Source organism: Qipengyuania proteolytica (assembly GCF_019711565.1).
Lineage (GTDB): Bacteria > Pseudomonadota > Alphaproteobacteria > Sphingomonadales > Sphingomonadaceae > Qipengyuania > Qipengyuania proteolytica.
In genome coordinates this window covers 115,024-139,392 of the sequence record NZ_JAIGNN010000003.1, presented here as the reverse complement: position 1 = coordinate 139,392, position 24,369 = coordinate 115,024, and the positions used below count along the sequence as shown (strand labels likewise).

Below are 24,369 nucleotides of genomic sequence, written 5' to 3'. Positions count from 1 at the left end.
TTACTGTCCTCCCGGTGCGGTGACGGTGGTAGTGGGCTCAGCCCCCTGCGCGCGCTTGCGGATTTCGGGGAGCGGGAGATAGGTCTGCACGCCGTTCGTCTCGACCACGGTCTTGTCGGTTTCGCTCAGGATGCGCTCCATGGTTTCGTAATAGAGGCGTTGGCGGGTGACCTGCGGCGCGAGGCGATATTCCTCGTAGACCTTGTTGAAGGCGTCCGCCTCACCCTCGGCGCGGGCGAGTTCCTGCTGGGCATAGCCCTGCGCCTGGTTGCGCAGCGCGTCGGCCTGCTGTTCGGCGACCTGCACGTCGCGGAAGGCGTCGACCACCTGGCTCGGCGGGTCGGCCTTCTCGATTTCGACGCCGAGTACGCGGATGCCCGCCTGATAGGCGTCGAGCGTGCGCTGCATGCGCTCGCGCACGTCCTGTTCGATCGAGGCGCGGCCCTGGCCGGAGAAGGTCTCGTCGAGGTTCTTCTCGGCAACGGAGGCGCGCATCGCGGCTTCGGCCACCTCGTTCACCGTTTCCTCCGGCGCGACGAGGCGGAACTTGAAGTCCTCGAGGTCCTTGATGTTCCAGCGCACGATATAGCTGAGGTCGACGAGGTTCTGGTCGCCCGTCAGGATCAGCTTGACCGCATTGTTGCTGCCCGGGATGCGCACCGGGCGCACGCCTTGCACGTCCTCGACATCGACCGTCTCGATCGGGAAAGGCAGCGAGAAATTGAGGCCCGGATCCATCGTGCGCGTGTAGTCGCCCAGGGTCTTCACCACGGCCTGCTGCTGCGGGCCGATCAGGTGGACGCTGGTGGCGAGTACGCCAACCGCGATGATGCCGGCCACGGCGACCGGGAACCAGCTCTTGCCGCCGGGCCGCTCGGGGAAGCGGAAACCCGGGCCGCCACCGCCACCGCCGCTGCGGCGCGGACCTTCGGGGCCGCGGTTCTTGAAGATGTCCTCGATATTGGGCGTCCGGCGCCCGTCGCCGCCCGAACCCGGCGGCAGCCAGGGGTTGCGCGGGCCACGGGTCTTGTCCCCGCTGTCGCCGTCGCTCTCTCCCGTCGGCTCTTCCGAGCCACTGCCCGAGCCTTTGCCCCAGGGGCTTTTCTTACCGGCCATTGCCAGCCTGATCCTCTGTCCGAACCCGTCCATCGTTCTCATGGCATTCTTTATAGGTGTGGTTTGCCGGAAAAACAGGGTTGAACGGCGCTTTTTGATGATACAGCAGCGCTGTCCATGAGCTCGACCGACCCCAAAGCGCTGTTTCCCGCCGAGATCGCGGACCGTATCACCGCCGTAACCATTGCCAAGGGGCGGGCCATTGCCGTGGTCGACGCCGGCGGGCTCGGCGACGAAGCGCGCACCGCGCTCGAGGCGCAGATCCGCCACGTGCTCTCCGCACGCGACGATGTACACGAAGTGCGCGTGGCGATGACGGCGGAGCGCAAGGCGCGCAGGCTGATTGCCATCGGCAGCGGCAAGGGCGGGGTGGGCAAGTCCACGCTGACCGCCAATCTCGCCATCGCGCTCGCGCGCCGGGGCCGCAAGGTCGGGCTGGTCGATGCCGATATCTACGGCCCCTCGCAGCCGGTCATCCTCGGCAACCAGGGCGCCAAGCCGGTTGCGCGCGAGGAGAAGCTCGAGCCGGTGCCGAGCCGCTTCGGCGTTCCGGTGCTTTCGATGGGCCACCTAGTCGAACCGGGTCGCGCGATCGCCTGGCGCGGGCCGATGGCGGGCGGGGCGCTGACCCAGCTGGTCGACGCGCATTGGGGCGATGCCGAGCTGCTGCTGGTCGACCTTCCGCCGGGCACGGGCGACGTCCAGCTGACCATGCTGCAGAAGTTCAAGCCCGCGGGCGCGGTGATCGTCTCGACCCCGCAGGACCTCGCGCTGATCGACGCCGCGCGCGCGGGCCAGCTGTTCGACCAGGCGGGCGTACCGGTGATCGGGCTGGTCGAGAACATGGCGGGCTATGCCTGCCCGCATTGCGGTGAAGTGTCCGACCCCTTCGGCAAGGGCGGGGTGGAGCAGGCGGCGGGCCGGCTCGAACTGCCGTTCCTCGGGCGCATCCCGCTCGATATGGCGATCCGGCAGGGCGGCGACAGCGGCGATCCGCCTGCCGCGAGTGATGGCCCTATGGCCGAACCCTTCAATTCCATCGCCGAAAAACTCGACGCATGGCTTGGCGCGACACGCTGAGCGGCCTCCCGGTCACCCGGCGCCAGCTCGTCGCCGGAGCTGCCGTGGGCGGCGGGCTTGCCGTTGCCTGGTGGCTCTGGCCGCGGCACTATGCGAGCCCGCTCTCGCCCGGCGCAAACGAGCGTGCTTTCGGCGGCTGGATCACCATCGGTAACGACGGGGTGGTGGCCGTGGCCGTCCCCCAGCTCGAAATGGGACAGGGCGTCACCACGATCCTTGCGCAGATCGTCGCTGTCGAGCTCGGGGCGGACTGGCGGCAGGTCGGGGTCGAACCCGTGCCGCCGAGCGGACTTTATGCCAATGTCCCCCTGGCGGCGAAGTGGGCCGGAATGTGGTCGCGCCTGCCCTCCTTTGCGGGCGAGCCGGACAGCCGTCTGGCGGAGAGGTTCGCGCGCGACAACCGCTTCATCGCCACCGCCGACGGCACCTCGCTCGCCGCCTTCGAAGCGCCGCTGCGCGAAGCGGCAGCCTCCGCCCGCGCGATGCTCGCGATGGCCGCCGCCGACCGGTGGGACGTGGCCTGGGAAGAGTGCGAAGTCGCGAACGGGATCGTTTCCAGCGGGGACAAGCGCGCGAGTTTTGGCGAGCTGGTGTTCGAGGCAGCCGAATTCGATCCGCCCGATCCGCCGCCGCTGCGCGTCGAGCCTGCCGCCGAGCAGCCCGTGGCGGGCGAAGCGGAGCTCGCGCCGGCCTTCCCGCGCCTCGACCTGCCGGCCAAGGTCGACGGCAGCTTCCTGTTCGCGGGCGATATTCGCCTGCCCGGCCTCGTCTACGCCTCGATCCGACACAAGCCCTGGGGCTCCGCCGAGCTGACCCAGTTCGATGCCGATGCGGTCGCCGGCATGCGCGGCCTGGTCGGCGTGGTGCGCTCGAAGCGCTGGCTCGCTGCGGTGGGAGAGAGCTGGTGGATCGCGGAACAGGCACTGAAGCGCCTGCGCCCGGTGTTCAGCGGGCCGCCGCCGGTCGAAAGCGCGGCAGCCGAAGCGGCGCTCGAACAGGCGTTCGGCAAGGTCGAACCGCAGCCGGTTCAGGCGCTGGGCGATGCGGGCGCGCTGATGGCGCGGCCCGATCATGCGCAGCGCTATTCCATCGCCCCCGCGGTGCATGCGGCAATCGAAACCGCGACCGCGACCGCGCGGCTGGAAGACGGCAAGCTCGAGCTGTGGATCGCCGCGCAGGCACCCGAACTGACCCGCCGGGCCGCGGCGAAGGCGATCGGCCTGTCGGAGCGCGACGTGGTGCTCTACCCGACGGCCGCGGGCGGCAGTTTCGATGCGCGGCTGGAAAAGCTCCATGCCATCGAGGTCGCCCAGATCGCGCAGCAGATCGGCCGGCCGGTCCAGCTCACTTGGCCGCGCGTGCAGGACTTGCAGGCGGTCCCGCCGCGCACGCCGGTGGTGGCGGAGCTCGAAGCCGCGTTTCATCCGGCCACCGGTGGCCGGGTCGCCGCTTGGCGCGCCCGCATTGCGAGCCCTGCGACGAACCGCGAATTCGGTCATCGCCTGTTCGCCAATATGACGCCCGAGGCCGCGATCCGCGGAGCCGCGGACGAGAGCGACGCCATGGCCTGCGAGGGCGCCTATCCGCCCTATGCGATCGAGCATGTGTCGGTCGAGCATCTGCCCGTGCCGATCGACCTGCCGACCGGCCGGCTGCGCGGCAATGCGCCCGCCTACACCGCCTTCTTCACCGAATGCTTCGTCGACGAGCTGGCGGAGAAGGCGGGACGCGATCCCTTCCTGTACCGGATGGAAATGCTCGGCCAGTCGGCGCGGATGGCCGATGTGCTGCGCCGCGCGACGCGCATGGCGAACTGGGACGGCGGGCGACGCGGGACCGGACAGGGTCTTGCGATGGTGCGGATGGACGGCATTGCGGGCGATGTGGATGGCGGCGGGCGGATCGCCTGCGTCGCGCAGGCCTCGCTCGCGCAGGGCGGGGTGCGCGTCACGCGCCTGCACGCCGCGGTCGATATCGGCCGGATCGTCAATCTCGACATCGCGCGCCAGCAGATCGAGGGCGGGCTGCTGTTCGGCCTCTCGCTGGCCAATGGATCGAGCGTCGCTTTCGAGGAGGGCAAGCCGGTTCCCAACCGCCTCGCCGCGCTGGGCCTGCCGACACTGGCCGACAGTCCGGAGATCACGATCGAGTTCGTCGCCAGCGAGGCGGAACCTTTCGACCCCGGCGAGCTTGGGGTGGCAGTCGCGGCGCCCGCGATTGCCAATGCGCTGTATTCTGCTACCGGCATGCGCTTCCGTCGCCTGCCGCTGCTGTCGGAAGGGCTCTAAGAGGAGAACCGCGTGACCTGGCGCGAGCAAAACCTGCCCGCTGACCACCCGAGCGTGCGCTCGGGCCGCGTGGGCGTGCTGCTCGTCAACCTCGGCACGCCCGACGCGCCCGACGTCGGCTCGGTCAAGCGCTACCTCGCCGAATTCCTGTCCGACAAGCGCGTGGTCGAAATCCCCGACCTCGTGTGGCAGCCGATCCTGCGCGGCCTGATCCTGACGACGCGGCCGAAGAAGAGCGCGGCGGCCTACCGGAAGGTGTGGACCGAGGAAGGCTCGCCGCTCGCGGTCATCACCCGCCAGCAGGCCGAGGCGATGCAGGCGCGGCTGGGCGAGGGCGTGCTGGTCGACTGGGCAATGCGCTACGGCAAGCCCGCGCTGCCCGACCGGCTGCAGGCGATGATGGACGCGGGCTGCGACCGCGTCCTGCTCGCGCCGCTCTACCCGCAATACAGCGGCGCGACGACGGCGACGGTGGTCGACAAGGTCGGCGACACGCTCAAAGGCATGCGCTGGCAGCCCGCGCTACGCACGCTGCCGCCCTATTACGACGATCCCGAACACATCGCGGCGCTCTCGTCGGACCTCAGCCGCCAGCTCGACCAGCTCGATTTCGAGCCCGAGGTGCTGCTGCTGAGCTTCCACGGCATGCCCGAGCGCACGCTGCACCTCGGCGATCCCTACCACTGCCAGTGCCGCAAGACCGCGCGCCTGCTCGAAGCGGCGATGGCGCGGCCGAACCTGCGCTTCGTCACCACCTTCCAGTCGCGCTTCGGGCGGGCCAAATGGCTCGAGCCGGCGACCGACGATACGCTCGTCGCCGAGGCTGAAAAGGGCACCAAGCGACTGGTCGTCGCCTGCCCCGGCTTCTCCGCCAACTGCCTCGAAACGCTCGAGGAAGTGGCGATGGAAGGGCGCGACGAATTCCTCGAGGCCGGCGGCGAGCATTTCGCCGCGCTCGCATGCCTCAACACCTCGGCTGCAGGGCTCGCGATGCTGGAGAAAATGCTCCGCCGCGAACTGTCGGGGTGGATTAACGAATAGGAATTACTTACACTGCGGTAAGTTGTCAGGAGCTACCTATGGCCACCCTCGCCCCGCACCAGCCCGCAGAGTTCACCCACTGGTCGGACCACCGCATCGACGATGCCGATCTCGCGCACATTCCCGGCGAGGGCGGATGGCCGGTGGTCGGCAACACCTTCCGCATGCTGGCCGACCCGCATGCCTTCACCCGCCGCATGGTCGACACCTATGGCCGGGTCTACAAGACCAAGGCCTTCGGCGGCTGGCAGGTCGCGCTGATCGGGGCCGACGCGAACGAACTTCTGCTGTTCGACCGGGGCAAGAACTTCTCTTCCGAACAGGGCTGGGGTCCGATCCTCGACAAGCTGTTCCCGCGCGGGCTGATGCTGATGGATTTCGACCATCATCGCGCCGATCGCCGCGCGCTCTCGATCGCTTTCAAGCCCGAACCGATGCGGCATTATTCGGGCAGCCTCAACCGCGGGATCGCCCGCCAGGTCGAGGCATGGGGTACCGGCGACATGCGCTTCTACCCGTCGATCAAGGAACTGACGCTCGACCTTGCAGCGGACAGCTTCATCGGCATCGAATGGGGGCCGGAAGCCGACAAGATCAACCGCGCCTTCATCGACATGGTGCAGGCCGCCGTCGCGCCGGTGCGCCACCCGCTGCCCTTCACGCAGATGAAGCGCGGTGTCGACGGGCGCAAATTCCTGGTCGAATATTTCACCAGGGAAACGCATCGGCGCCGCGCCGAAGGCGGCGGGCAGGACATGTTCAGCCAGTTCGCCACCGCCACGCATGAGGACGGTTCGCTGATGCCGGTCGACGAAGTGGTCGACCACATGAACTTCCTGATGATGGCCGCGCACGACACGATCACCTCGTCAGCGACCTCGCTGGTTTGGCTGCTCGCCAAGCATCCCGAATGGCAGGAAAAGCTGCGGCAGGAAGTCGAGGCGGTGACCGGCGGGCCGGACGCGAACGGCAAGCCGCGCGACCTTGCCTACGAAGACCTCGGTAAGCTCGAATTGACCGAGATGGCGTTCAAGGAAGCGCTGCGGATGATCCCGCCCGTGCCCTCGACCCCGCGCCGCGCGCTGCGCGAATTCGAATATGGCGGTTATCGCATCCCGGCCGGCACGCATGTCGGGATCAACGCGCACTTCGTCCATCACGAGGAAGAGCACTGGGACAATCCCTGGAGCTTCGACCCGCTGCATTTCACGCCCGACAAGGTGAAGGCGCGGCACAAATATGCCTGGGTTCCCTTCGGCGGCGGCGCGCACATGTGCCTCGGCCTGCACTTCGCCTATATGCAGGTGAAGATCCTGATGGCGCAGCTGCTGCCGCGCTACCGGATCGAACTGGTTGGAGGCGATCCCGAATGGCAGGCCTGGCCGATCCCCAAGCCCAAGGACGGGCTGCAGATCAGGCTGGAAGCTCTCTGACAGTCATTGCGAGCGTAGCGAAGCAATCCAGTCCAGCGCGTTCTGGATTGCCGCCTCGCCTGCGGCTCCTCGCAATGACTTCGGATTAGAAGTCGATCGCGATGCCGTCCTTGACCCAGTCGCCATAGCGGGTGGGGCTGAGGTCTTCCTCGTCCTTCACTTTCTCCGGCTCGGGCGGGGGATCGTTGCTCCAGTGGGCGGGCTTCTCGAAACCCTCGGGCCGCTTGGTTGCGCGCTTGGTTTGTCCTGAGCTTGTCGAAGGGGTCATAAGAGCGAAATGCGCCCACTGGCGCTTGGTTTCAAGTGCGGGTAGTGGCCCACGCAATGCCCCAGCCCACCGGTATCCACGCGCGCCGCGCCGCGCTTCGCCTGCTCGATGCAGTCCTGCGCCGGGGCGACACGCTCGACGTGGCCTTCGCCGGTGCGACCAAGGACGTGCGCAAGTTCGAGGACCGCGCGCTCGCCCGCGCCATCGCGAGCGAGGTGCTGCGCTGGCTGACCGATCTCGACGCGCTGATCGACAGCGCCACGAAGAAACCGCTGCCCGACGATGCCAAGGCGCGCATGGTGCTGCGCCTGATGCTCGCGCAGTGGCTCAGGCTCGACACGCCCCCGCATGCGGTCGTGGCGACCGGGCTGGACCTGCTCGCAGGCGGGCCGCGGCGGCTGGCGCATGGCGTTTTCTCGACGCTCACCAGGCAGGAAGCGACCCTGCCGGAGGTGCCGACGCTCCCCGCCGATGTCGCAGCGCGCTGGGGCGAGCGCGCGCCGGCGATTGCCGCCGGTCTCGCCGAGCCGCCGCCGCTCGACCTGACGCTGTGCGATCCCGCCGAAACGGAGACGTGGAAGCTCCAGCTCTCCGCCGACAGCCTCATGCCCGGCCACCTCCGCCTGCCGCGCGGGGCGAATGTCGAGAAGCTGCCCGGCTTTGCGGACGGGGCATGGTGGGTGCAGGACCTCGCCGCCTCGCTGGCCGCTCACCTGCTGGGCAAAGGTGAAGGGCGTCACGTGCTCGACCTCTGCGCCGCGCCCGGCGGCAAGAGCCTGCAACTGGCGGCGCAGGGCTGGCAGGTGACCGCGCTCGACATCTCCAAACGCCGCCTCGAACTGCTGCGCGAGAACCTCAAGCGCACGGGCCTCAAGGCCGGGATCGTCCGCGCAGATGCGCTCAAGTGGGAGCCGAAACACAGCTTCGACGCCATCCTGCTCGATGCACCCTGTACCGCGACGGGGACGGCGCGCCGCCATCCCGACGTCCTCCATCGCATCGGCCCCCGCCAGATCGAGGAGATGGCCGAGTTGCAGGCCGCCTTGCTCGAGAAAGCGCAAAGCTGGCTCAAGCCCGGCGGAACGCTGGTCTACGCCACCTGCTCGCTCGAGCACGAGGAAGGCGAAGCGCAGGCGAGCAAGGTCGCGCTCGCCCCCATGCCGATCCGACCCGACGAGCTACCCGCGGACCTGACGCCGACCGCCAAAGGCTGGCTGCGAACCCACCCCGGCCAACTCCCAGAAGCGGGCGGGCTCGACGGCTTCTTCGTGGCGCGGTGGCAGGCGGCCTAAAGCGGCGCAACGCTGTAGGTAACGCTCGTGCAGTCACGCCCCGACTGGCGTACGACCATGCCGACCGCATCGCCTTCGCCGGTATCGGTGCGCTCGACCTCGAACGGGCTGCCCAGTTCGACATAGTGCCGGAAGGTCATCTCAGCGCCCGTCACCCTGAACGGCTCGCCGCTCCGCACCAGGCTCGCGAACTGCCTCGCGGCTTCGGCCAGGTGGGCCGAGTTCACGTGGTCGCCCGAACCGTCGAGCCATGGATGGCCGGGCGGCATGCCGTTGGCGGCGTCGATCAGGCCGGTCGTGCGCTCGCCCGATAGCGGGGCGAGGAAGGGGCGCTCGCCCTTCGCGAGGTCGAGCAGCACATCGTCGGCGAAGATAAAGCTGTCGGAGCCCGACTTCGGCGCGGCGTCCTTGCCGCCGCTCCGCCATGTCTCGAAGTCGCGCGTGCGGAAGATGACGCCGCGCCCGTCGAGGCGGCAGATGTGGCGGCCCTTTGCATCCGCGAAATCGATCGAGAAGCTCTCCTTCCCTTCGATCACCGTGCGGCGGTAGGTGCCGCTGGCATAGCTGCCGACCTGCGGCTCGCCGCAGGCCCAGCGGGTCCAGGTGAGCGCCGACCACTTGTCCGGGTCCCACGTACCCAGCGCCATCGCGCATTCGACGCTCGCCCAATAGCTCAGCGACTGGATCGGGCCCGGATGGTGCGGGTGGAGCGCCGCCCACGGCCACTGTGCGAAGTCCTGCGAGCAGGCGAAGGTGACGCTGCCGTCCTCGGTGACGGCATGCTCGCTGGTGAAGGCCCCGTCATGCGCTCCCGGCATGGCACCCGCCGATCAGGCGTCGGCCTTGAGGTATTTCTGGAAGCTCTTGCGAAGCTTCATCAGCTTGGGCGGGATCACCGCGAGGCAATAGGGGTTCCGCTGGCCTTCGCCTTCCCAGTATTCCTGGTGGTAATCCTCGGCCGGATACCATTCGCCGGTCTCGATCGTGGTGACTGCGCTCTGGCCCGCGTGCTCCGCGTTCCAGCGGGCGATCGCCGCCTCGGCCGCCGCGCGCTGTGCATCGTCGAGCGGGAAGAAGGCGCTGCGGTATTGCGTGCCGACGTCGTTGCCCTGGCGGTTCAACTGGGTCGGGTCATGCGTGCCCATGAAGACGTCGAGCAGGTCGGCAAGGCTGATCTGGTCGGCATCGAAGGTGACGCGCACGCCCTCGGCATGGCCGGTCGTTCCGCTGCACACCTCCTTGTAGGTCGGATCGGGCTTGTCCCCGCCGATGTAGCCGCTTTCGACCTCGTGCACGCCGATGACGTCCTTCATCACCGCCTCGGTGCACCAGAAGCAGCCGCCTGCCACGATCGCCTGTTGCATGTTGCTCATTCGTGTCTCCTTTGCCTGTGGCAGATAGGAACGCGCCATCGTCTTGTCATCATCGCCGCGCACCTCCATTACTCCAGCCACTCATTCGAGGGAGAGACTGCATGCGTTACCTTCTCGCCACCGCCGCGCTGGCAATCGCCGCACCGGCCGCCGCCGATCATCACGAGCATGGAGAGCACGCCGATCATCACGCGATGGCGGACCAAGCTGCTCACGAAAAGCACGATCCTGCCATGTTCATGCAGCATCATGGCGAGGCGCTGTCCGGGGCGATCAACCATCCCACCCGCGCCGAAGACCGCGCCCGCGACCAGTATCGCCACCCTGCCGAAACGCTCGCCTTCTTCCACGTCATGCCGAACATGAAGGTGGGTGAATATGCGCCCGGTGGCGGCTGGTACACGCGCCTGCTCGGCCACTATGTCGGCGGCGATGGCCAGCTCGTCGGCCTGTTCTTCGACCCGACCAGCGGCGCCTTCGACGAAAAGGCGCAGCAGGGGATCCGCGACGGTGCGGCGAAGTTCGCGGACGAGGCCGCCGGCTTCACCGGCCTGCCGGCGGACCATTTCTCGGCCTTCACGCTCGACGCAATTCCCGAAGGCGAGGCGGAAAGCTTCGACCGTATCCTCGTCATCCGGATGATGCACAACCTCATGCGCTGGAACATCGCCGACAGCGAGATCAAGAAGATGCGCGGCCTGCTCAAGCCCGGCGGCATGCTCGGCATCGTCCAGCACCGTGCGCCCGAAGGCGCGACCTCGGACTATGCGAACGGCAGCAAGGGCTATGTGCGGCAGGACGATGTCGTCGGCTTGGTCGAAGCGCTCGGCTTCGAGTTCGTCGGCAGCAGCGAGGTCAATGCCAATGCCAAGGACCCGGCCAATCACGAGCGCGGCGTGTGGGAAATGCCGCCGGTCTGGGCGACCAAGAAGGAAGAGCTCAAGGACTTGGGCGAGAGCGACCGCATGACGCTGCTGTTCCGCAAGCGGCCTTGAGCGTCCTGTAAGCCAGCGTTCATCGAAAGCCTGCAATCCCTCCATGTGACAGTATCACATGGAGGGATTGTCCCATGATTCGCGTTCGTTACCTGGCCCTTGCGGCCGCACCGCTCGCCCTTGCCGCCTGCGGCGACCGCGCCGACGACGCGCGCGGTGTCGACCATGGCGAGACCCTGCTCTCGGTCAGCGCCAGCGGGCAGGCCGAAAGCCGCCCCGACCGCGCGCAGTTCCAGGCAGGGATCGAGACCTGGGCGCGCTCGGCCAAGGATGCGAGCGCGGCCAATGCCGAGAAGATCGCCGAGATCGTCGCGGCGCTCAAGGAACTGGGCGTCGCGGACGAGGACATCCAGACCCGCTCGGTCAGCGTCCAGCGGATCGACTGGGGCGACCGCAAGGGCCAGTTCCAGGCCTCCAACGTGGTCGAGGTGACGATGGACAATCCCGACCGCGCAGGTGACGCGGTCACGGCGGTAACTTCGGCCGGGGCCAATATCGTGTCCGGCCCGAACCTGTCGATGACCGATCCCGAATCAACCGCTAACCTTGCTTATGCCGATGCCTACAAGGCCGCGCGCAAGCGGGCGGAAGCCTATGCCGAAGCAGCGGGGATGGAGGTAAGCCGCGTGCTCTACATCCGAGATGCGGGCGGACAGCAGGGCCAGACCTGGCTGCGCGGGGCCGAGGTGATGGACGCGATGGTCGAAAGCGCCGCCGTGCGCACACAGGCCGCGCCGCCACCGCCGGTCGCACCGCCCCCGCCGATCAACGCCTCCCCCGGCATGATGGTCGGCACGACGCAGAGCAATGTCTATATCCAGGTGGACTTCGCGCTGCGGGAGAAATAGGCCCTGCGGCATGAGAGACATTACCGTCGCCGCCCTCCAGCTGCCGCTCGGCAGCGACGACGAGGCCGAGAACATCGCCGCCGTGGGCGAACTGGTCGAACAGGCCGCCGCGCGCGGGGGCGAAATCGTCCTGCCGCCCGAGCTCTTTTCCGGACCCTATTTCTGCCAGGTCGAGGACGAGGCCCTGTTTGCGCTTGCCCGCCCGACGCTCGAGCATCCCTCGGTCGTCGCCATGCGCAAGCTGGCGGCAAAGCTGAAGGTCGCCATCCCGACCAGCTTCTTCGAGCGCGACGGGCATCACTATTACAACACGCTCGCGATGATCGGGCCCGATGGCGAGGTGATGGGCACCTATCGCAAGAGCCACATCCCCGACGGACCGGGCTACGAGGAGAAATACTATTTTCGCCCCGGTAACGACGGCTTCAAGGTGTGGGACGTGATGGGCACCCGCATCGGCGTGGGCGTGTGCTGGGACCAGTGGTATCCCGAATGCGCGCGCGTGATGGCGCTGATGGGCGCCGAGCTCTTGTTCTACCCGACCGCGATCGGCTCCGAACCCTATGACGCCGAATTCGACACCAGCCGCATGTGGCAGCGCGCGATGCAGGGCCATTCGGTTTCGAACTGCATGCCTGTGATCGCCGCGAACCGCATCGGCAGGGAAGGCGAGGCGGATTTCTACGGCCACAGCTTCATCACCAACGAATGGGGCGACAAGCTGGTGGAGTTCGGCCGCGAGGAAGAGGGCGTGCTGGTGGCCACCCTCGACCTCGACCAGGCGGCGACGCACCGGGCCGGGATGGGTTTTTTCCGCGACCGCCGCCCGCAGCTCTACGGGCGGATCTGCGAGGATATCTGACGCGGGCGTGGCCGCAGGGACCGTCGCGTCCGGCTCCTTGGCCTAGCGGCCGGCCAGCTCCTTCAGGATGATCGACCAGTGGTCGAGCCCGTCGTAGAAGGCGTCGACCCGCATCCGCTCGTTGAGGCCGTGCGCATAGACGTCCTGCGGTCGGCTCGCCCCTGCACCGATCGCGACCGTGTCGTACCCTAGCGCCCGGTAATGCATGCCGTCGGTCCCGCCCGAAGACATGTTCGGCAGCATCGGGATGGGTTTGCCGAAGCGCGCCTCCAGCGATTTCGCCAGGGCGGCGCGGACGTCGTCCGGAAACGCGCTCATGCCGCTTTCGGTCGCTTCCTTAAGCTGGACGATGGCGACATTCTCGTTGCCCACCACCTCGGCGAGCGTCGCCTTGACCGAATCGACCCCTTCGCCGGGGAAGACGCGACAATTGACCGTTGCGGTCGCCGATTGCGGCAAGGCGTTTTCGGCGTGACCGGCCTTCAGCATGGTGGCGACGCAGGTGGTCCTCAGCGTGCCGACGAAGCTCGGCACCGCGCTGATCGTCTCGATCGCCTCCGCATCGCTCGGGTCGGCGGAAAAACGCTGCATCGCTTCGCCCAGCGGGCCGGGGATGGTCTGGCCGAGCATGCCGAAATAGGTGCGGGTCAGCTCGGATTCGCGCACCGGGAAGCGATGATGCGAAATCTTCGTCAGCGCGTCGGCAAGTTCGTAGATCGCGTTGTCGCTGCGCGGCATGGAGGAATGGCCGCCGGGATTGGTCACAGTCAGCTCGTAGGTGACGAAGGTCTTCTCCGCCATCTGGACCTGCTGCGCGCGCGGCGCGAAATCGTCGGCCAGCGCGATGCCCCCGGCGTCCGAATTGAGGACGTAGGCCGGGTCGACATTCTCCGCGACCCATTTCGCCTGCGCGCGGGTCGAGATCATCCCGGTCTCCTCGTCGCCCGAGAAGACGAGGTAGAGATCGCGCGTCGGCGTCCAGCCCTCTTCCTTCAGGCGCAGGAAGGTGCCGGTGAGGTTGGCGACGCCGTATTTGTTGTCCTGCGTACCGCGCGCGTAGAAATAGCCGTCCTCCTCGGTCAGCGTGAACGGATCGCGCTCCCAGTCTTCGGGCAGGGCATCGACGACGTCCATGTGCGCGAGCAGCACGATGGGTTTCTTGCCCGAGCTGCCGTCCCCGGGATAGCGCACGATCAGGCCCTGCGTCGGGACGCCGTCACTGTCGTAATCGGTGACCATGATGTCGCCGTCGGCGAAGCCGGCCTCGCGCAGCTTGCCGGACAGGTAGGCTACCAGATCGTCGACCTGCCCGTGGCCGCGGGCGGTGCGGAAAGAGATGATATCGGCATAGAGCGCGCGCATGCGCTGCTCGTGCGCGGTCAGTTCGCGCGGCGCGGCATCCTCGGCCGCTGCCTGTCCCGCCATCGCCAGCGCTCCCGCCAGTACCAGCAGCTTGCCTCGCATCCTTCGTCTCCCGTTTGCCTTGTGCGGTGCGGACGCTAGGGCTGGGCAATGACCGAGGCAAGCAAGCAACGCTATTTGATCGCTGTGGGGTCCAATATGCGCGTGCCCGGCATAGGTGGGCCCCGGCATGTGGTCGAGGCAGCGGTGGCTGCGCTCGCCACAGAGAGCCTTGATGTCCTCGCCGCTTCGCCCGTGATCGACAGCGCCCCCGTCGGCCCTTCGCGGCGGCGCTATGCCAATGCGGCGGTCGTGGTCGAGACGCTGCGCGATCCGCCCGCTCTGCTCGGCGTGCTGCAGGCTATCGAGCACGCCTTCGGTCGCAAGCGACAAGGCGCACCCTGGCGCGCGCGGCAGCTCGATCTCGACATCGTCTTGTGGAGCGGCGGCTTCTGGCTCGGCTCCGGCCTCACCGTCCCGCACCCGCGTTTTCGCGAGCGGCCCTTCGTCCTGGTGCCGGCGGCACAGGTCGCCCCGAACTGGCGCGACCCGGCGAGCAGTCTTACGCTTCGCCAGCTCGCTGCGCGCGTTTCCTGAGCGGCACGGCGGGATTGCCGCGATAGATCGTCCCGGTCTCGGCGTCCGCGAACAGCGCGCCGCGGGCGGCCAGCACGGACCCGTCCGCCATCGTGACTCCCGGACCGACGAATGCTTCGGCCGCGACCCAGCAATTGCGCCCCAGCGTGACCGGGCGCAGCACCAGCTGGAAATGCGGATCGTCGACATCGTGCGAACTCGCGCACAGATGCGCGCGCTGCGACACCACGCTGTCGCTGCCGATGGTGATCCGGCCCTGATTGTACAGCACCGCGCCGGGCCCGATCAGCACATTGTCACCCAGCTCGAGATTGCCGGGCAGCCAGATGCGGGCGCTCGCGTGGACGCGGCACCCGCGCCCGAGACGCGCTCCGAACAGCCGCAAGAGCAGCGCCCGCCAGGCGTGCAGGACCGGCGGCGTCCACCGCGCCAAAAGCAGCCAGCACGCCTGCCAGAGGGCCCGCGTCAGCCGATTGGCGAGCGAGAACGACGGCCCGCCGGTGCGGCTGCGCGCGGCCTGTGCATCGAGCGGTTGGTCCATCGGTTCCCGTCCAGCGTGAAAGACTGCCCGCTGGTAACCCGCTGCAGGGCGCCGAACAACCATCACCGCTTGACCGCCCCCGATCGCGTGCCTAGGTGCGCAACCGTGCCACGGCACTCCCTGGTCAGGGCCCTTAGCTCAGTCGGTAGAGCAACTGACTTTTAATCAGTAGGTCGCTGGTTCGAACCCAGCAGGGCTCACCACTCTCCTCCCTCCCGAAAGGTCGCAGAATTCCGCACTTTCTTGCGGGCACAATTGCGTGCATGATGCGTTAGAACTCATCGGCTTCAAGCCCATTCACACGGACTAGGCCGGATAAGGTTCTGTAGGGAAAGGGTAAACTATGACGAAATCGGTCAAGTTTTTGGGAGTAACTGCCTCCATCGCCTTGCTTGCGGCATGCGGTGGCGGCGAGAGCGAGCCTGCAGCAGACACTGCGGCAACTGCACCGGCGGCCACCACGGCGGCGGCCCCTGAGCCTGCGGCAGAAGCCCCGGCCGTCGACAACACCGAAACGCTCGATGGCACCACGCTGGCCGAATTCACACCCGACGTCGCGCATGGGGGCGAAGTCTTCGCGCAGTGTCAGACCTGCCATGTCCTCGAAGAAGGTGTGAATCGGGTCGGCCCATCGCTGGCGGGAATTGTCGGCCGCGCTGCCGGCACGGTCGAAGGCTATACCTACAGCGATGCGAACAAGAACAGCGGGATTACCTGGACCAAGGAAAAGCTGTTCCAGTATCTTGAAAAGCCGCAGAGGGTCATTCCCGGCACCAAGATGGCCTTCGCCGGCCTTCCCGCCGGGCAGGACCGTGCGGACGTGATCGCCTATCTCGAATCGGGCGGCCAGTAGCCCCACCGGAGACCACGAAAAAGGCGCGGGCTTCGCGGCCCGCGCCTTTTCCTTTGCCTGTAAGAAAAGTCAGGCTGCGATGGACCCGCGCGCCAGCTCGCATTGCGACCAGATGTCGCTCAGCGCGTCGATCAATCGGTCGATATCGCCGTCGGTGTGGACCGGCGAGGGCGTGATCCGCAGCCGCTCTGTCCCCCGCGGCACGGTCGGGTAGTTGATCGGCTGCACATAGATGCCGTGGTTGTCCATCAACCAGTCGCTGATCATTTTGCACTTCCTGGCATCGCAGACCATGACCGGGATGATATGGCTCGGGTTGGGCAAGTGCGGGATGCCGAGCATGTCGAGCTTGCGTCGTACGGTCGCTACCCGATCACGCTGCAATTCCCGCTCGCGGTTGCTGGCCTTCAGGTGCCTGATGCTGGCGCAGGCACCCGCCGCCACGGCAGGCGGAAGGGCGGTCGAGAAGATGAAGCCGCTCGCGAAGGTCCGCACGAAATCGACGAGATCGGCGGAGGCCGCGATATAGCCACCCATGACGCCGAACGCCTTGCCCAGCGTCCCCTCGATCACGGTGATCCGGTCCATCAGCCCGTCGCGCTCGGCCACGCCGGCGCCGCGCTCGCCGTAGAGGCCGACCGCGTGGACTTCGTCGATATAGCTCATCGCGCCATGCTTTTCGCAGACGTCGAGGATCTCGGCGATCGGGGCGATGTCGCCGTCCATCGAATAGACGCTCTCGAAGGCGACCAGCTTGGGCACGTCGGGGCCGTATGCGGCAAGCTTGCGGTCGAGATCCTCGGGATCGTTATGCGCCCAGATCTTGTACTCGCAGCGCGAGTGGCGGATGCCCTCGATCATCGATGCGTGGTTGAGCGCGTCGGAGAAGACGACGCAGCCCGGGAGTTTCGCCGCCAGCGTGCCGAGGCCCGCCCAGTTCGAGACATAACCACTGGTGAAGAGCAGCGCGGCTTCCTTGCCGTGGAGGTCGGCGAGTTCGCGTTCCAGCAGGACATGGTGGTGATTGGTGCCGGAGATGTTGCGCGTGCCGCCAGCGCCTGCGCCGCATTCGTCAAGCACGCGGTGCATGGCCTCGATCACGACGGGATGCTGGCCCATGCCGAGATAGTCGTTCGAACACCAGACGGTGACGTCCGAGGTCTCCTCCCCGACATAGCGCGTGGCGTGCGGGAAGCGCCCGCGATGCCGCTCGATCTCGGTGAAGACCCGATAGCGTCCTTCATCGCGAACCGCATCGAGCTCGCTCTTGAAATAGGCATCGAAATCCATCTGCGGCATCCTTCTTCTTATGATGGAAACGTATCGCGGCGGCGGGCGGGAAGGGCCCAGCGCCACAGGGCCCCGTCGCGGAACGGCAGGGCAAGGAACAGGTGCTCGAGCGCGCCGAGCGCGGCGAGTGCGAACAGCAGGCTGGCGCCGGCGGCCTCGGGCGTGCCGGCGGGCGCACCATAAGCCAGCGAGCCGAGCCATGCGGCGAGCAGCAGGCTGCCCACGATCCCGGCACCAAGCAGGCCGGAGAAGCGGCGCGGGCCGAAAAAGCTCTTGAGATAGGTGAGGTGCGGCGGGAGGATATCGGTGCTCATGTTGGGCACGCCCGCGAAGATCGCCAGCTTCGAACTGAGGCGCAGGACGAAGAGCAGCAGGAAGACCATCGCCGCCACCTGGTTGGGCGAATTCCACGTGAGCGAGATCAGCAGCAGCGCGGTAAAGGCGAGCGCGATCTCGTGCCAGGCCATCGCCGCGCTGGCGTGGGAAAAGCGTTCCATCCCGCTGGCATCTGCCGGGCACGCCTCGCGCCGGGGCCCGGCGATGGCGCCGGTGAGGAAGCCGATCTCGTGCCAGGCCCAGATCAGGATCGCCCCGGCAAAAGACCAGTAGACCCCCGCGATGCTGGCGACCTGCGACGACACGGCCACCGCGATCAGTCCCGCGATGCCGCCGATGCCCGCCAGCACGATGCTGCGCGAAAAGGTGCGCCGCTCGCGATTGTCGAGCCATGCGATCAGCCCCGTGGCGAAGAACCACATGGCGATCGTCGCGACGACCGGAAGGATATGGCCGCTCCAGCTCACCATGCGGGCTGGAGCCTGATGGTCTCGGGCAGGGTATTTTTGCGGGTGCGGTGGAAATACATCTTCGCGAAGTTCCAGCCTGCGCCGGCCATGCCGCTCACGCGTTTCAGCATGCCACCCAGGCCACCCTGTTCCTTGCCATCCTCGATCCGCAGCGCGGCCTGGCGCAGCCCCTCCATGCTTGCGCGGAAGGCCGGGCTGTCGATGGCGAGTTCGACCGGATAGACCTGGCGGGCGATCTGGTTGCAGACCTCGAACACGCGATAGTCGTATTCGGTCGGATCGATCCCCAGCGCCTTGTGGAAGACGGGCCGGGCGTGATCGCGCACATACATGGTCGCATAGACCGACAGCAGGAAGAAGCGGATCCACAGCTTGTTGTGGCCTTCCAGCAGCCTGGGATCGGCGCGCATCAGCATGGCGAAGGCTTCGCCGTGGCGGAACTCGTCGTTGCACCACTCCTCGAACCAGTCGAAAATCGGGTGGAACTTGTTCTGCGGATTGGCCTGCAGGTGGCGGTAGATGGTGATGTAGCGTGCGTAGCCGATCTTCTCGGACAGGTAGACCGCGTACCAGATGAATTTCGGTTTGAAGTAGGTGTACTTCTTGGTCTTCGTCAGGAAGCCGAGGTCGACGCCGATGCCGGCATCCTTGAGGCATTCGTTGATGAAGCCGGCATGGCGGCTCTCGTCGCGCGCGAGCAGCCGGAAGAGCTGCTTCACATCGGGGTTCTTCGTGCGCCGCGCGATTTCGGCATAGAGCACGCAGCCGGAGAATTCCGAGGTCATCGAACTCACCATGAAATCGGTGAATTCCGCCCTCAGCGCGGGTTCGAGGTTCTCGATGATCCCTGAGAAACTGCCCTTGTCGCGGAAATGCGTCTTGTTCGGATCGCCGACCATGTCGGCGATGAGCTGGTCCCACTCGGCACGCACCAGCGATACGTCGATCGCGTCGAGCGCGTCGAAATCGGTGGTATAGAACCGCGGGGTCAGCATGGTGTCCTGCGTGGCAAGGGCCATGGCCTCGTCGCTGGTCATGATCCTGCCGCCGTGGGCGGGCGTGGACTTGTCCCGCTCGATTGTGGCCGGCGCGTTCATTTGATCCTCCCGGGGTTGAAACTGACCTCGTAAAGCTCCTTGAGGTCGAAATAGGCGGCGAGCCTGGTCCAGCCCCGCAACAGCGGCCCGGCGCGGGTGACCGTCGCCATGCGCTCGTAATTTGCGGTCTGGCCGAAAGCGATCCGGATCGGCGCGCCGTGGACGCGGACCCGGTCTCCGGGGAAGATGGCGATGTCGCCGTCGAGCTCGACATGGGCGTGAAAGTGTTCGTCGCTCTGCTCGATGGCGATCCGGCAGGGCGTGTCGAAGGTCCGGGCGCTCACAGCGAAACTCCCACGACCAGCAGTTTTTCGAAATCGACGCGGTTGTCGGGCCCGAATGCGCCGAGTTCGACGGATCGGCCAGTGGTCTCGTCGAGCAGCGAGAGCGAGCCGTCGTCCCACAGCGTCAGCGTGAAGGGTGCCTCGGCGCCGATGCCGTGCATGCGGCGTTCGCGGGCCATGCCGCGCAGCACGCCGCGCACGAAGCCGCCCTGTTCGCTCCCCGCCTCGATCACCGCGACCTGCCGACCGCTCGCGCCGTCGGTGACGATGACCGAGCCGTCGGCCGCATCGGCGAAGGCGAGGGTGCGCTGCGCCGCCGGTGCGACCTGCGCCATGGTGCGCTCCACCGAAGGGACGGCCTCGCGTTCGAGCCAGCCCATGCGCACCGTCGCGGTCATCAGCAGGGCGAACAGCACCAGCAGCCCGGCCGCGATCAGCGCCGGGGTCGGGACGGTGTTCTCGTGGCTGTGCGCGTGGCTCATGCGGCGGCCTCCCGGACCGGGGCGCTACGCTGTTCGGCAGGGCGCAGCACCGGGGTGACGCCCGCGCAGGCCTCGGCGAGGAGGGCGGCGACCCTGGCCGCATCGGGCAGGGCGCGCAGCATCGGCTGCGGGCGCGAAAAGCGCAGCGGGCGCGCGTGGGGCCAGAGCATGGCATAGCCGAGCCGGTGGTGAGCAGTGGGGACCAGCGCGATGTCGCCATAGCCGCCTGCAAGCTCGCGCAATTCGGCCGATCCGATGACCGAAAGCGGGAGATTGATGCATTTGGTCAGCGCGACGCCGATCCGCAGGACGACGCGGCGGTTGGTCAACGTGTAGACCGTGGTCTTCGCCACCATCCAGGCGAACAGCGCCAGCAGGCCGCCGACCAGCGCGGCGGAGATCAGCGCCGCCGCCATCCCGGCGACGCTCCCGCTGACCAGCGCGATCGCGGCGATGAGCATGAAATAGACGCCGATCCAGCGGCTGTGCAGCGCGCTGCGGGCGAAGACCCGCCAATCGGGTGCGCCCTGCCACAGGATCCGCTCGCCGTGGGGCAGATCGCCCGGCAGTCCGCGGATCGGCTCGTGTTCGTACTCGATCACAGCAGCGGCTCCTGCCGCCCGCTATTGGCGTAGAGATAGCCGCCGCCGAAATAGGCGACGACCCGCTCTTCCTCGTAGCGGGTGATTTCCGCCGCAGCGGCCAGCTTGGGCACGCCGGCAAAATCGCTCGCATTGATCGCGTCGATCGACACGTGGTCCCGGCGCACCAGCGCCATCGCCATCGGCGCGAGCACCGTGCCCGTCCCGGTGTCGACCGCCAGGTAGCGGATGACATGCTCGGCCCGGTCGACCCACAGGTCGCTGACCGTGCCCGCCTTCTTCCCGTCGGCGCCATAGACCGGCAGGCCGCGCGGATCGGTGTCCCGGGCGGCTACCGCCATGTGCCCGTCGGAGGACATCGGCACGATACGTGGACGGCCATGCGCATCGATGTCGGGCAACCGGTCGCGCTCGGCATAGGCTGCCGGGCCGATCCCGTCGGCCAGCGGGTTGCCGGTCGGCACGTAGGGCGAACCGCCGGCCGGGTCGAACTTCTTCGCCGCGATGTCGGCCGGCTCGCGGCCCTTGGTCGGCGCGGTTACCGTGCCGCGGCCGTGCGGCAGGCGGAAGGTCTTGGTGCTGGCGGTGTGCATCGGGCCGCCGGGGGTCTCGACCATGCCGGTCAGCTCGTCCTCGAGCGGATAGCCTTCGCGCCGGTCCTCGCGCCGCAGGTAGAACAGCAGGATCAGGAAGAACAGGGTGAAGGCATAGAGCGCCAGCTCCGCGCCATCGATGGTTCCGACGATATTTCCGTTCATGGCACTATCCTTCCCTTCGGATCAGGTGGGAAACTCGGTCAGCCCGAACGCGGGCTGGGCTGTGCCGGGCGCGGCGCGGGAATCGCGTCCGACCAGCGGGCCGATCACCGCGAGGGTGACCAGCAAGAGGATGATTTCGATCGTGTAGACGGTCGCATAGCCGATGGCCCGGTCCGCCAGGCTTGCGCCGAGGCCGTCGGCCAGGGCGAAGCGCGAAACGAGATCGCGCAGCAGGCCGCCGAGCGCGATTGCGAGACCCGCCGCGCTCGCCTGCACCGCGCCCCATGCGCCCAGCGCGATGCCGCTCGTCCCGTCCTTGGCGAGCGCCATGGCGGCAACCAGCGTGCCGACCGAGAAGAGCCCGGCGCCGAAGCCGATGCCGATGGCGCCGAGCGCGAGCAGGCCGGGGAGGCCGAACGGCGCGGCAAAGATCACGAGCAGGAAGGCCGTAATCCCGGCGACTGCGCCGTAGCCCGCCAGGCGCAGCGGATCGCCCCCGCGGTCGAGCTTGCGTGCGGTGAGCGCGAACCCGAGCAGCGTGCCGAAGGCCCAGGCGCCGGTGAGGCCGGTCGTCGCGCCGACCGAGAGGCCGAGCACTTCGCCGCCATAGGGTTCGAGCAGGGCGTCCTGCATGGCGAAGGCTGCCGCGCCGCAGCCGATCGCGGCGAGCAGGCGGCGCACGCGGTCGTTGGCGGTGAATTCGTCCCAGACTTCGGCGAAGGGCGGGCGCGGGGTGTCGGCGGCGATGACCGACTGGTTGCGCGCTTCCTGCTTCCACAGGGCGGTCACATTGAGCACCAGCGCCAGCACCGCCGCACCCTGGATCACCTGAACCAGCAGGGTGGGCGAGAAATCGATCAGCAGCGTCCCGATCACCAGCGCCGAGAGCATCATGCCCGCCAGCAGCATCACATAGAGCAGCGCGACCGCGCGCGGACGCTTGTCTTCGGGCGCAAGATCGGTCGCGAGGGCGAGGCCGGCGGTCTGCGTGGTATGGAGCCCGGCACCGGCCAGCAGGAACGCCAGCGCGCTCGCCAGCAGGCCGATGGTGAAATCCCCCTCCCGCCCGAGCAGCAGCAGCGCGAAGGGCATGATCGCCAGCCCGCCGAATTGCATCAGCGTGCCGAACCAGATGTAGGGCACGCGCCGCCAGCCCAGCACCGACCGATGCGTGTCCGACCGGTGCCCGATGACCGCGCGGAACGGCGCGACGAGCAGGGGGATGGCGATCAGCAGCGCCACCAGCCAGGCGGGCGTTCCCAGCTCGACGATCATCACCCGGTTGAGCGTGCCGTTGAGCAGCACCATCGTCATGCCGACGCTGACCTGGAACAGCGACAGGCGCAGCAGGCGGCCGATCGGCAGATCGGCACTCGCCGCATCGGCGAAGGGCAGCCAGGTCATGGCGACCCGGCTCCAGTTCGGCGAAAGGCGAGCATCGTGTTTCATCAGCGGCGCACCAGCTCCAGTGCCTGCGAGGTGTAGAAGCCGCTCGCGATGCGGGCGGTGCGGCCGATGCGCCAGCCGCGCAGGCGCGCCAGCTCCTGCCGCAGGCGGGCTTCGCTGACCGGCACGATGGCGGGCGAGCGATTGCCGCGCGGGAACAGCTTGCCGACGCTGTGCATCGCGCCGAGCAGCGGCGTGTGCGGGGCGAAGGTGACGACCATCGATCTGTGGCACCGCTGCCCGAGCGTCTCGAGCGTGCCGACGATGTCTTCCGCGCGGTAATGGATCAGCGAATCCATCGCGACCACATGGTCGAACTCGCCCAGCGACGCGTCGAGCATGTCGCCCACGTGCCAGTCGATCACCCCGTGGCCGAGGAAACCCGGTGCGCGCTCGCGGGCGATCTCGACGAGGCCCGCAGCCACATCGACCGCCACCACATGTGCACCGCGGCACGCCGCCTCGACACTCAGCGCGCCCGTGCCGCACCCGGCGTCGAGCACGCGATTGCGGCGCAAGTCATCGGGCAGCCAGCCGAGCAGGGTCGCGCGCATCTGCTCGCGGCCCGCGCGTACGGTCGCGCGGATGCCGCTGACCTTGGCGTCCGAGGTCAGGTCGATCCACGCCTTCTGCGCGGTCCCGTCGAAATAGGCGGCGAGCTTTTCGCGCTGGGCGTCGTAGCGGGTGGGGGCAAGCTGCGTGGCCATCATTCGAACCCCAGGAAATCGAAGATCTCGCGGTCCTTCATCGGATGTGCTTCGAGCGGGTCGATCCCGTCCCACATGGTCTTGGCCAGCCGCAGATATTCCGCCTGCGCCTCCATCACGCCCTCCTCGTTCTGGTCCATTTCGAACAGTGTGCATTTCTTGAGGCGGCTGCGGCGGATCGCGTCGACATCGCGGAAATGGGCGAGGCGCTTGAGCCCGGTCGCCGCGGCGAAGCGGTCGATCTCGTCGGTCTCGCGGCTGCGATTGGCGATCACGCCGGCAAGGCGCACGTCGTAATTCTTGGCCTTGGCGTTGATGGCCGCGGCGATGCGGTTCATCGCGAAGATGCTGTCGAAATCATTGGCGGCGACCACCAGCGCGCGCTCGGCATGCTGGAGCGGCGCGGCAAACCCGCCGCACACGACGTCGCCCAGTACGTCGAAGATCACGACGTCGGTATCCTCGAGCAGATGGTGCTGCTTGAGCAGCTTGACCGTCTGCCCGACGACATAGCCGCCGCAGCCGGTGCCCGCCGGCGGGCCGCCCGCCTCGACGCACATCACGCCGTTATAGCCTTCGAACATATAGTCTTCGGGCCGCAGCTCCTCGCTGTGGAATTCGACCGTTTCGAGCACGTCGATCACCGTCGGCATCAGCTTTTTGGTGAGCGTGAAAGTGCTGTCGTGCTTCGGATCGCAGCCGATCTGGAGCACACGGTGGCCGAGCTTGCTGAAGGCGGCCGAGAGGTTCGACGAGGTGGTCGACTTCCCGATTCCGCCCTTGCCGTAGACGGCGAAGACCTTCGCCCCCTTGATCCGGTCCTGCGGGTCGAGCTGGACCTGCACCGATCCTTCCCCGTCGGGCGGTGAGAATGTCGCTTTGGGATCGATCAGGTTCATCAGGCTTCCT

Annotated in this window: 26 protein-coding genes and 1 tRNA gene; 11 read left to right on the top strand and 16 right to left on the bottom strand. The window is 67.5% G+C overall.

Annotation, left to right across the window (positions count from 1 at the left end; genetic code table 11):
* Positions 1–1,116, bottom strand: a complete 1,116-nt coding sequence (gene hflK, locus K3172_RS14795; protein ID WP_221591411.1) for a protease modulator HflK — start codon at positions 1,114–1,116, stop codon at positions 1–3.
* A 117-nt stretch (positions 1,117–1,233) separates the two neighbouring features.
* Here hflK and K3172_RS14790 point away from each other — a divergent pair, with 117 nt between their 5' ends.
* From K3172_RS14790 to K3172_RS14775, 4 genes are read left to right on the top strand one after another with little or no spacing between them, the layout of a single operon-like run.
* Complete coding sequence (locus K3172_RS14790; RefSeq protein WP_221591410.1) at positions 1,234–2,196, top strand: Mrp/NBP35 family ATP-binding protein; 963 nt, start codon at positions 1,234–1,236, stop codon at positions 2,194–2,196.
* Positions 2,175–4,484, top strand: coding sequence for a molybdopterin cofactor-binding domain-containing protein (locus K3172_RS14785; RefSeq protein ID WP_221591409.1), 2,310 nt, complete (start codon positions 2,175–2,177; stop codon positions 4,482–4,484). Before K3172_RS14790 ends, K3172_RS14785 begins: the two co-directional genes overlap by 22 nt.
* A gap of 12 nt (positions 4,485–4,496) precedes the next feature.
* The gene (gene hemH, locus K3172_RS14780) at positions 4,497–5,525 is read left to right on the top strand and encodes a ferrochelatase (RefSeq protein ID WP_221591408.1); all 1,029 of its coding nucleotides are present in this window, start codon (positions 4,497–4,499) and stop codon (positions 5,523–5,525) included.
* A 38-nt stretch (positions 5,526–5,563) separates the two neighbouring features.
* Complete coding sequence (locus tag K3172_RS14775; RefSeq protein WP_221591406.1) at positions 5,564–6,958, top strand: cytochrome P450; 1,395 nt, start codon at positions 5,564–5,566, stop codon at positions 6,956–6,958.
* Between the two features lie 85 nt (positions 6,959–7,043).
* Here the strand turns inward: K3172_RS14775 and K3172_RS14770 are convergent, their stop codons facing one another.
* Positions 7,044–7,226, bottom strand: coding sequence for a DUF1674 domain-containing protein (locus tag K3172_RS14770; protein WP_221591404.1), 183 nt, complete (start codon positions 7,224–7,226; stop codon positions 7,044–7,046).
* A gap of 56 nt (positions 7,227–7,282) precedes the next feature.
* On the opposite strand from K3172_RS14770, the gene K3172_RS14765 reads away from it, so the two are divergent.
* Positions 7,283–8,518: an RsmB/NOP family class I SAM-dependent RNA methyltransferase gene (locus K3172_RS14765; RefSeq protein ID WP_221591402.1), complete on the top strand. Its 1,236-nt coding sequence runs from the start codon at positions 7,283–7,285 to the stop codon at positions 8,516–8,518.
* Here the strand turns inward: K3172_RS14765 and K3172_RS14760 are convergent.
* On the bottom strand, positions 8,515–9,336 hold the full coding sequence (locus tag K3172_RS14760; RefSeq protein ID WP_221591400.1) for a hypothetical protein: 822 nt from the start codon (positions 9,334–9,336) through the stop codon (positions 8,515–8,517). The genes K3172_RS14765 and K3172_RS14760 overlap by 4 nt on opposite strands.
* A gap of 12 nt (positions 9,337–9,348) precedes the next feature.
* Positions 9,349–9,882, bottom strand: coding sequence for a peptide-methionine (S)-S-oxide reductase MsrA (gene msrA / locus K3172_RS14755; protein WP_221591530.1), 534 nt, complete (start codon positions 9,880–9,882; stop codon positions 9,349–9,351).
* Between the two features lie 110 nt (positions 9,883–9,992).
* Here msrA and K3172_RS14750 point away from each other — a divergent pair, with 110 nt between their 5' ends.
* The 3 genes from K3172_RS14750 to aguB all read left to right on the top strand — a co-directional run bounded on the left by K3172_RS14750 (position 9,993) and on the right by aguB (position 12,596).
* Positions 9,993–10,886, top strand: a complete 894-nt coding sequence (locus K3172_RS14750; protein WP_221591398.1) for a class I SAM-dependent methyltransferase — start codon at positions 9,993–9,995, stop codon at positions 10,884–10,886.
* A 74-nt stretch (positions 10,887–10,960) separates the two neighbouring features.
* The gene (locus K3172_RS14745) at positions 10,961–11,734 is read left to right on the top strand and encodes an SIMPL domain-containing protein (protein WP_221591396.1); all 774 of its coding nucleotides are present in this window, start codon (positions 10,961–10,963) and stop codon (positions 11,732–11,734) included.
* A gap of 10 nt (positions 11,735–11,744) precedes the next feature.
* Complete coding sequence (gene aguB / locus K3172_RS14740; protein WP_221591393.1) at positions 11,745–12,596, top strand: N-carbamoylputrescine amidase; 852 nt, start codon at positions 11,745–11,747, stop codon at positions 12,594–12,596.
* A gap of 42 nt (positions 12,597–12,638) precedes the next feature.
* Here aguB and K3172_RS14735 read toward each other — a convergent pair whose 3' ends face one another.
* On the bottom strand, positions 12,639–14,060 hold the full coding sequence (locus K3172_RS14735) for a M20/M25/M40 family metallo-hydrolase (RefSeq protein ID WP_221591391.1): 1,422 nt from the start codon (positions 14,058–14,060) through the stop codon (positions 12,639–12,641).
* 48 nt (positions 14,061–14,108) lie between these two features.
* Here K3172_RS14735 and folK point away from each other — a divergent pair, with 48 nt between their 5' ends.
* Positions 14,109–14,594, top strand: a complete 486-nt coding sequence (folK, locus tag K3172_RS14730) for a 2-amino-4-hydroxy-6-hydroxymethyldihydropteridine diphosphokinase (RefSeq protein ID WP_221591389.1) — start codon at positions 14,109–14,111, stop codon at positions 14,592–14,594.
* On the opposite strand, the gene K3172_RS14725 is transcribed toward folK, so the two are convergent.
* Positions 14,560–15,135 (bottom strand): LbetaH domain-containing protein, encoded by a 576-nt coding sequence (locus tag K3172_RS14725; protein WP_221591387.1) that lies wholly within the window; start codon positions 15,133–15,135, stop codon positions 14,560–14,562. The genes folK and K3172_RS14725 overlap by 35 nt on opposite strands.
* 127 nt (positions 15,136–15,262) lie before the next feature.
* Between K3172_RS14725 and K3172_RS14720 the strand changes: the two genes are divergently transcribed.
* A tRNA-Lys gene (locus tag K3172_RS14720) sits at positions 15,263–15,338 on the top strand.
* A 140-nt stretch (positions 15,339–15,478) separates the two neighbouring features.
* Positions 15,479–15,988, top strand: coding sequence for a c-type cytochrome (locus K3172_RS14715; protein ID WP_221591386.1), 510 nt, complete (start codon positions 15,479–15,481; stop codon positions 15,986–15,988).
* 69 nt (positions 15,989–16,057) lie between these two features.
* Here K3172_RS14715 and hemA read toward each other — a convergent pair whose 3' ends face one another.
* The 10 genes from hemA to bchL are packed head-to-tail and all read right to left on the bottom strand — an operon-like array spanning position 16,058 to position 24,359.
* Positions 16,058–17,278: a 5-aminolevulinate synthase gene (gene hemA / locus K3172_RS14710; RefSeq protein ID WP_221591384.1), complete on the bottom strand. Its 1,221-nt coding sequence runs from the start codon at positions 17,276–17,278 to the stop codon at positions 16,058–16,060.
* Between the two features lie 17 nt (positions 17,279–17,295).
* Positions 17,296–18,084 carry a putative photosynthetic complex assembly protein PuhE gene (gene puhE / locus K3172_RS14705; protein ID WP_221591382.1) on the bottom strand — a complete coding sequence of 263 codons (789 nt, stop codon included), beginning with the start codon at positions 18,082–18,084 and terminating at the stop codon, positions 17,296–17,298.
* Complete coding sequence (gene acsF / locus K3172_RS14700) at positions 18,078–19,121, bottom strand: magnesium-protoporphyrin IX monomethyl ester (oxidative) cyclase (protein WP_221591529.1); 1,044 nt, start codon at positions 19,119–19,121, stop codon at positions 18,078–18,080. The genes puhE and acsF overlap by 7 nt, the downstream gene beginning before the upstream one ends.
* A 56-nt stretch (positions 19,122–19,177) precedes the next feature.
* Positions 19,178–19,465: a hypothetical protein gene (locus K3172_RS14695; RefSeq protein ID WP_221591381.1), complete on the bottom strand. Its 288-nt coding sequence runs from the start codon at positions 19,463–19,465 to the stop codon at positions 19,178–19,180.
* Positions 19,462–19,947, bottom strand: a complete 486-nt coding sequence (puhC, locus tag K3172_RS14690; protein ID WP_221591379.1) for a photosynthetic complex assembly protein PuhC — start codon at positions 19,945–19,947, stop codon at positions 19,462–19,464. The genes K3172_RS14695 and puhC overlap by 4 nt, the downstream gene beginning before the upstream one ends.
* Entirely contained in the window at positions 19,944–20,549 is a 606-nt protein-coding gene (puhB, locus tag K3172_RS14685; RefSeq protein WP_221591377.1) for a photosynthetic complex putative assembly protein PuhB, read from the bottom strand. The genes puhC and puhB overlap by 4 nt, the downstream gene beginning before the upstream one ends.
* Positions 20,546–21,307 (bottom strand): photosynthetic reaction center subunit H, encoded by a 762-nt coding sequence (gene puhA / locus K3172_RS14680; protein WP_221591375.1) that lies wholly within the window; start codon positions 21,305–21,307, stop codon positions 20,546–20,548. Before puhA ends, puhB begins: the two co-directional genes overlap by 4 nt.
* Positions 21,308–21,328: 21 nt before the next feature.
* Entirely contained in the window at positions 21,329–22,756 is a 1,428-nt protein-coding gene (locus tag K3172_RS14675; RefSeq protein ID WP_221591374.1) for a BCD family MFS transporter, read from the bottom strand.
* Positions 22,756–23,460, bottom strand: coding sequence for a magnesium protoporphyrin IX methyltransferase (gene bchM, locus K3172_RS14670; protein WP_221591528.1), 705 nt, complete (start codon positions 23,458–23,460; stop codon positions 22,756–22,758). The genes K3172_RS14675 and bchM overlap by 1 nt, the downstream gene beginning before the upstream one ends.
* Complete coding sequence (gene bchL, locus K3172_RS14665) at positions 23,460–24,359, bottom strand: ferredoxin:protochlorophyllide reductase (ATP-dependent) iron-sulfur ATP-binding protein (RefSeq protein WP_221591372.1); 900 nt, start codon at positions 24,357–24,359, stop codon at positions 23,460–23,462. The genes bchM and bchL overlap by 1 nt, the downstream gene beginning before the upstream one ends.
* Between the last annotated feature and the right edge of the window lie 10 nt (positions 24,360–24,369).